At 62.7% G+C, this 7,635-nt stretch carries 5 protein-coding genes and 1 pseudogene; 1 reads left to right on the forward strand and 5 read right to left on the reverse strand.

Annotated features, from left to right (window positions below; translation table 11 throughout):
- Positions 1–81 precede the first annotated feature (81 nt).
- Positions 82–246, forward strand: a complete 165-nt coding sequence (locus tag MFF64_RS32515; protein WP_238193401.1) for a hypothetical protein — start codon at positions 82–84, stop codon at positions 244–246.
- A gap of 454 nt (positions 247–700) precedes the next feature.
- Here the strand turns inward: MFF64_RS32515 and MFF64_RS32520 are convergent, their stop codons facing one another.
- The 5 genes and pseudogenes from MFF64_RS32520 to MFF64_RS32540 all read right to left on the reverse strand — a co-directional run bounded on the left by MFF64_RS32520 (position 701) and on the right by MFF64_RS32540 (position 5,940).
- Positions 701–904, reverse strand: a complete 204-nt coding sequence (locus MFF64_RS32520; protein ID WP_238193402.1) for a hypothetical protein — start codon at positions 902–904, stop codon at positions 701–703.
- Between the two features lie 79 nt (positions 905–983).
- Complete coding sequence (locus MFF64_RS32525; protein ID WP_238193406.1) at positions 984–1,259, reverse strand: hypothetical protein; 276 nt, start codon at positions 1,257–1,259, stop codon at positions 984–986.
- 197 nt (positions 1,260–1,456) lie between these two features.
- Positions 1,457–2,629 (reverse strand): annotated as a pseudogene (locus MFF64_RS32530) (NAD(P)/FAD-dependent oxidoreductase).
- 178 nt (positions 2,630–2,807) lie between these two features.
- Entirely contained in the window at positions 2,808–4,343 is a 1,536-nt protein-coding gene (locus MFF64_RS32535) for a glycoside hydrolase 5 family protein (RefSeq protein WP_238193403.1), read from the reverse strand.
- Between the two features lie 118 nt (positions 4,344–4,461).
- Positions 4,462–5,940, reverse strand: a complete 1,479-nt coding sequence (locus MFF64_RS32540; RefSeq protein ID WP_238193404.1) for a protein adenylyltransferase SelO — start codon at positions 5,938–5,940, stop codon at positions 4,462–4,464.
- Between the last annotated feature and the right edge of the window lie 1,695 nt (positions 5,941–7,635).

Consider the following 7,635-nt stretch of genomic DNA (forward strand, 5'->3'; position numbering starts at 1 on the left):
TTTGCGGAGGAGAGCGTGCGGGACTGCGGCGAACCGCGCGCCAAACCGGGGCACGGAATTCGTGTGGCCGGGAAACATCGGATGGACGAAGTCGGCCCCGCCGGAGGCTGTGATGTCCTCGCCTGGTTTGAGTGCCTCGTTTTCCAAGAGGCAGGACCGCTGGGCGGCATCGTCGTGGCCCGCTCGGGCGAAGAGCATCGTTTGCATCAAGCCGATGGGCAGCACTGCCCTCTTCAACTGACCTGAGCAGCGCCGGGACGGTTTGCACTGTCGGCACCTATCTCTATCTAATCAGTCGTCGCGCTTGCTGGTTTCAAGACGCCATGTCCGACATTATCCTCGACGATTGCGACATAGGCTGATAGCGGCTTGTATATGGGTCATTTCGTGGGGACCGATCACACAGCGGACGGGAACGTCATCGCTGCATGAGCCGGTGAAGGAGTCACCCACCTGTCCTTCTCAGGACGTGGTGGGCGACTTGTCGACGGACGGAACTACGGCTTGTAGCGGTCTGCCGGCGAGGGTCGATCCGGATCGCTCGCAGGACCCGGCACCTCGGTGAGCCGCCGGTTGCTCAAGGAGCGATCGCCCTGCTCGATGTGATCAGGATCGCTCTGGCTCGGGTTTCCGAGGCTCGCCTCGACGCTTCGCTTCGCGAACCCCTCCGCTCGGTCTTCGCCCTTTGGCTCGGCCATCGTCAGCGCCCGTCGTTCTTCAGAGTGCCGCTTGGCTCGCCCTTGGTCTGGCCACCGCCGGTGCCGATCGAACCGACACTCGCAGCCGGTGAACCACCAGGACGCGTGCCGCCGGGCTGAAGCGGGGTCGCGAGGCCGCTCGGGGCCTTCGGTGGATCGGCGGAGGAGAACCCTTTGTTCGGGCTTTCGGGCTTTCGGTCGTTCATCGGCAACCCTCCGGATGATCGATGGGTCAATCAGCGGCAGGTGCGCTGGTTTCAGCGGAGCCGCAATCTGTTCGCTAACTTATGTCTTCCGAGACTCGTCGACGTAGCCGCCGAACTCGGGCAGGCCGAGATGAGCCCGCAGAGCCTCACGACAGACCGTCTGGGATCGCGGCTCGACCAAGACCGGTGCTGCGCTGTCGCGGCCGTGGCGGCCGCTCTCGCCGTCCTTGATGCCGAGGTTGATCAAGCGCGTGCACTCGGCTTCATCGAGCAGGTCGGCCTCGTTCCAGACTTCGATGATGCGGTCCGCGTGAGCGACGTATCTTCTTGCCCCGAAATGGCGGCAACCCACCATCGATACAGGCTGATGCCGGGATGTGCGTGATCGTCAGCCCCAGACCCGGCCTGCCTGAGGCGTGATTCCGGCGTTCTCAGCAGGCGCAGCAGCCGATGGCTGCCAGACGAGCCGGCTGGCTCGGCCTCGGCCGGGTGCGCGTTGGCAGGCTGCGTGATCAAGCGGGAACGGCGCCCGGACGTGACGTTGTCCCACACTTAGCTGAATGCGACTGAGATGCGATTGCGCAGCCCGATCAGGAAATAAATGTGCGCCACGCCCCAGAAGGCCCATCCGAGGAACGCTTTGAGCGTCAAGCGGCGCAGCCGGACCACCGCTGCCTTCCGCCCGATGGTCGCGAGATCCCCTTGATGGTGGTAGCGGAACGATCCCGGTAGAGGCTGACCCATGACGCGAGCCGCGATCACGGACGCCGCGTAGCAGCCCATGTATTTGGCCGCTGGCGCGATCCCGGGCACCGGTTTCCTGCTGTCATCAGTCACGGCGGCGGTATCACCGGCCACGAAGATCTCAGGCAGGCCCGGGATCGTGAGGTCGGGAGACACCTTGACCCGTCCCGCGCGGTCGCGGTTCGCTCCGAGCCAGTCGGCGGCCGCGGATGCCGCTACGCCAGCCGCCCATACGATCGCACCGGCCTTGATCGAGCGATCTCCGATCGAGACGGTCTCGGGGCCGATGGAGGTCACCGTCTGCCCGGTCAGAACCTCGACGCCGCGCCGCTCCAAGGCACGCCTGGCGTACTGGCTGAGTGGCTCCGGGAACGCGGCCAGGGGGCGTGGACCAGCTTCGACGAGAAGCACGCGGGTTCGCGTCGGATCGACGTTCCGGAAGTCGCGGGGCAGCGCGTCATGCGCCATGTCGGCGATCGCACCAGCCATCTCGACCCCGGTCGGACCACCACCGACCACCATGAACGTGGTGAGCGCCTGCCTCAGCTCGACGTCGTCCTCAAACTCGGCGCGCTCGAACGCGAGCAGGATGCGGCGCCTGATTTCCGTCGCGTTCTCGATCCGCTTCAATCCCGGAGCATGAGGAGCCCATTCGTCGTGCCCAAAATAGGCGTGCGTGGCCCCGGTTGCGATGATCAGCTGATCATAGGGGAACGTGCCGCCGCCTGCCCTCACCATACGCCGCTCTGTGTCGATCCCCTCGACGTTCGCCATCGACACGCGGGCATTTTGTTGCCCTGAGAGGATGCCTCGAATCGGCCACGCGACGTCCGCCGGCGTCAAGGCAGCCGTCGCGACCTAGTACAGCAGCGGCTGGAAGCAGTGGTGGTTCTGCCGTTCGAGGAGCGTGATCTCGACGGGTGCGCGGTTCAGAGCCTTGGCAGCCGCTAGACCTGCAAATCCGCCTCCGATGATGATCATGCGACAGGTATTCGTCATGAACTATCGTGGACAGACGCCCAGCCAACGAGCGCTACCTAGATCAGCTCCTAGAATTACGACCCGAAGGTCGTGACTGGTCACACAAAAATCCCCTGGGGCACTCAGCTGTAAAGGATACGTCCGTCGACCGGCCGGTGGCAATACGTCGAAACTATGCTTAAAATCGCCTCAACACCAGTGCAATGTCCGCTATGAATGGCCCCGTCTCCACCTTGGTCAGCATCGAGCTGTTGGCAGTCACCTCGCATGTTCTGCGCAGGAGTCCAGCCTCGGTGTCCCAAGCTGTAACGGAGTAACGGCCTGCTCGCAGACCCGGGAGCGAGAGGCGGGGTGAAACAGGGCGCACATCCCGACGCAACTGGCCATTTTCTGCGATTGTGTTCGTCCGCAGGCACCAGACAATCGCCTGTTCTGTGTCTCCACAAGCGAAAACCGCTACATCTTGCTCTGAAATGTCGACATCCTGGCTCAGATTACGCCGCCGGAAACGGTTCCAGTCGATCAATCGCAGAAAGCCGGAGAGGCTACGCTGAGCCGCCCGCATTCCTGCTGTGAGGCGGTGTGGATGCCGGTTCGGCCAGCGCATCCCGCCGCCAACCCCACCACTTGCCAGATGGGCCCACTGCAGATGGCGAAAGTACTCGTCATCGAAGCTGGCGGGCAGCGTGATGTGCCGGTCCTTGAAGCTGTGGATCGGGCCGTGCTCCGTGTCGAGAAAGGGCCGGCCGTCATGAATCTGGGCCAAACTCTCGCGAACGATCCGTCCCATGGCGATTGCGGGATCGACGGTGTTTCGCGGGTCGTCGATGGTCCCTTCGGCGTAGATATGGATTGTCGCAAAGTCGAGATTGGGATGACGGAAGATCGGCTCCGCCATCGGCAAATGTGGTCGCCACAGAAGTTCAGGCCCAAATAGTGACACCGTTTGCAGATGGCTACGCCCGTACAGCCTCATCTCGAGCGCTCGGACATGCTGGCTCAGGTCGGCGATGAAGGGTGCAAAGCCGTCAGCACTTTCCTCGGCATGCGCCGGGTGAATCTCGTTCCAGAGATCCCACCCGAACAGCACGCCAGACCCGCCCCAGCGCTCGACCGCAAAGGCAAGCCTGTTCTTGATCGCGGCACGCACCGCCTCGTCGAGGAGAAAGCGCGAAGGATGGGCAAGTGGTCCGCCGTTATGACGATTGTAGGGATGGTGGCGCCAATGCAGCCACATCCAGAACGTGTCGAAGGGCGTGAGCAAAATGCGGAGCCCCACCTTCTCGCACAGGGCGAAGAGGTCGTCCCACAGTCGAACCATCGCTGGCACAAACCGGCCAACAGGTTGCTCGATGTAGCGGTGACGAACCTGAGCATATTCGAGCATCAGGCGTAGACAGGTGACACCGTGATCTGCCAGGTAGTAGAGATAATCTTCAACGGCAGGAAGGTCGCGGCGACGAAAGAGACCGGCGAGCTCGACCCAACTGATCGCATCGTTCTGGCCGACCGGCGTCCAAGCCGTGCCTGTCTCGGTAGCGAAGTAGGGCGCACCAAATTTCCTAACTTGGATCCAGGGTAGCGGTCGGGGCTCACGGTTTTCAAAGTGATCGCTTGTTTGAAAATCTGCCTTGAGATATCTCTTATAATTTATGATATCACCAGCGGCTTCTTTTAAACCGGTATCATGGGCGCGTTGCTCGTGCTCATCCATTTGGCAGCAAACTCTCAGGGATATCCCGACCAGCCTTCAGCATCACTCAAGACTGGATGTTAGTGGTAGATCATGATTTCTATCATGCCGATGATTGCCTACCTGGCGGTCGCCTTGCTCAGGTTCCACAGAACGTCCGGTACCCAATACCGCCACCTCTCGGAGCCTCGGCGTAGCGCGCATACATCGGCTGATCATCGTATGGTCTTGCGAGTACTGCCAGGAGATCCTCGAAAGGTGCAAAATCTGCTCGCTCGACAGCAGCTTCGATCATCTCCTCCACGCGGTGATTGCGCGGGATGAAAGCCGGATTGACCGCGCGCATGGCGGCCGCCTTGGAGGCCGCGTCGCCCGGCTCCTCGGCCTGCCGCTGTCGCCAACGAACGGCCCAACGGTCATACGCGGTCGGATCGACGAACAGGCTGCGTACCGCCTCATCAGCCTCGGCCGCCTCGCAGGCTCGGCTCAGGTTTCGGAACGTGAGTGTGAAATCGGCTTGATTCTCGGCCATCAGCTTGAGGAGGTCTCCGGCCAGAACTGGATCTCCTTCCTGCATGGTCGCAAGACCGAGCTTGCGATTGAGGCCGCCGTGGAAGGCGGCTTCGAACCGCGGCCCGAAACTGCTGAGGGCCTCTTCAGCCTCGGTCACGGCTCGCGGCTCGTCCGGATCCAGGAGCGGCAGCAGGGCCTCCGCCAGGCGGCTCAGGTTCCACAGCGCGATCTGTGGCTGCGCACCGTAGGCGTAGCGTGCATGCTGGTCGATGGAGCTGAAGACGGTTCGAGGATGGTAGGCGTCCATGAAGGCGCAGGGGCCGTAATCGATGGTCTCACCGGCGACCGACATGTTGTCGGTGTTCATCACGCCGTGGATGAAGCCAACGAGCAGCCATCGAGCGACGAGTTCGGCTTGGCGCGCGGCGACCTCGGCGAGGAGGGCATGATAGGGCTTCTCGGCTGCCCTGGCCTCTGGGTAGTGCCGCTCCAGTACGTAGTCGGCCAGAGCGCGCAGGCCTGCGATGTCATCGCGCGCGGCGAAGAACTGGAAGGTGCCGACGCGGATGTGACTGGCCGCGATGCGGGTGAGCACCGCGCCCGGGAGCAGGGTCTCGCGGACGACGCGTTCGCCCGTCGCGACGGCAGCCAGTGCGCGAGTGGTCGGTATGCCTAAAGCCGCCATGGCCTCGCTGACCAAGTACTCGCGCAGCACCGGTCCGAGGGCTGCTCGCCCGTCCCCTCGGCGCGAGAACGGCGTCGGACCCGAGCCCTTCAGTTGGATGTCACGGCGCTGGCCGTCACGGTCGAGGACCTCACCAAGCAAAAGGGCGCGCCCGTCGCCGAGTTGCGGCACGAAATTCCCGAATTGGTGGCCAGCATACGCGGTGGCGATCGGCTCGGATCCCTCGGCGATGCGGTTTCCAGCCAAGATCTCGGTGCCCGCAGGGCTCGCAAGCCAGTCTGGATCAAGGCCGAGGTTCAGCGCGAGCGCGCGGTTCAGGTGGATCAGCTGCGGCTCGGCAACGGGCGTCGGCTGGGTGCGGGCGAAGAAGCGGTCGGGTAGGCGGGCGTAGCTGTTGTCGAACGGGATCTGGGGCTTCATGCGCGCACATGGGTATGAGGAGGCTGCTAAGGGCCAACGGTGAAAGCAGCTTCGGGTTCAAATCAGCGGATCTTTGCACTCAGTTCGCATTCGGCCTTTCAAGCTTGACTGAGCGGAAAACGATCGTTCCCAGATACCCAGAAGGACCGTCGGCGCTGACGCGCTTAACGCGAGAGCCAAGCGACGCGGCGAACGCCAGGAAACCGTGTCATGAAATCAAATGTCCGGAAAACCCTGGCGACCGGGCATTCCTGACATCTCTTGCAAGGAGCCGCCTTGGGTCATTGTCTGCCGGACCCTCTTATCGTCTTCGGTCCCCTCCCCTACCCCAGCAGGTATCCGGCCGCCGTCCGCAGGGCCGTGACGATGTCGCGGTGGATCAGGATCATGCATCCTACGCCACCCTTCGACGGCGTCGGCTGAAACGCCCGCATGATGTCGGAGACCACATCTCGGCCCGTTCGGCTGAGCGCCATCAGCGGACCTCGAGCGGGCGGATGCTGAGAAGCCGCTTTTGGTCTCAAGCAGATTTTGTAAGCATCTACCAACCGGCATTCTGATATTTTATTATGTTCGTACGCCACATTGGTTATACGCTTGTTGCAGGATGTTCATATAACTATCAAGATAAATCTTGCACCATAGAATTTGAATCACGCAGCGCCGTCAGCGGATCCCGCGGACTTCTGGTTTCCCAAGCGTATGCATTACATCGCCGAGCGAATGCACGCGCTGGCACGGTATTACGAAATCTGCCGTCGAAGATCGTTAGCGATGTCCGTGGCCCTGGCACTCCGGCGGAGCCGCGCCGTGACGACTGTGTCCGCCGCTGCCGGCCTTACCGCGACGTGGAGGGGAGAGGCGATCCGTGTCAGGTCGACCTCTTGAGCCGGGCAGCCTCGGCACGGGCGCTCTCGGCGCCGGCGCAGATCCCGTGCTTGTCGTTGTGTCACCAGTACCGCCTATGCATTAAAGCGGCCATCCTGGTCTATTCCACGTGCGCCGTCAGGAGCTATGCCCCTTATCCATCTGGCGCTCCTCATGCGTCATCCGCTCTTGACTGGCACCAAGGGGCTCCCGCCGGACAACGGCCTCGTAGTCGTCCCAGTATTCTGTGTCCCATCGGCGCCCCGGATGGCCGTCGGATGAGTGGCAGGCGGTGGATGACAGCGCCGGAGACCGAGGCGCCTCTCCGATGAGGGCAGTCCGAAGAACCTAGATCCGGGCGAGCAGGCCCGCCTGACGGGTCGCGAATTCCGCTCTCGTCTCCGGAAGCTCGGCCCCTAGGTGCTCGGCTCTTCGCGGCCACACCTACGCCGCGACTTGAGCTGGCCTGGGCGCTCCCCCAGCAGCCAGGACGATCCAGTCGCGTCCACTTAACGTCATCTGGTCAATCGGGCGGATGCCAGTCTGGCCTGCACCGAATGATGAGGCCGAGGAACGCGCCTATGGTCGGATGGAAGGCGTGGCTCTCGCCTGGCGCAATGTCCGAGGGTATGCCGCGCAGCTTGCCGAAGGCTCATGCCATTCAGATGGGTAAAAGCCGCGGGACGCTTGATCGGGCGCAGCACGGCGGGCAAATGCTGGTCCGAGAGAGGATCTGACATTCATGGTACGGGTAACGGCAAGCCGCAGGCCGACTGATCGGCCCCCACGAGGTGGTCCAAGTTCAAAGTTAGTGCAGTGTCGGCGTTT

The sequence above is a fragment of the Methylobacterium frigidaeris genome, assembly GCF_022179185.1.
GTDB lineage: Bacteria > Pseudomonadota > Alphaproteobacteria > Rhizobiales > Beijerinckiaceae > Methylobacterium > Methylobacterium frigidaeris.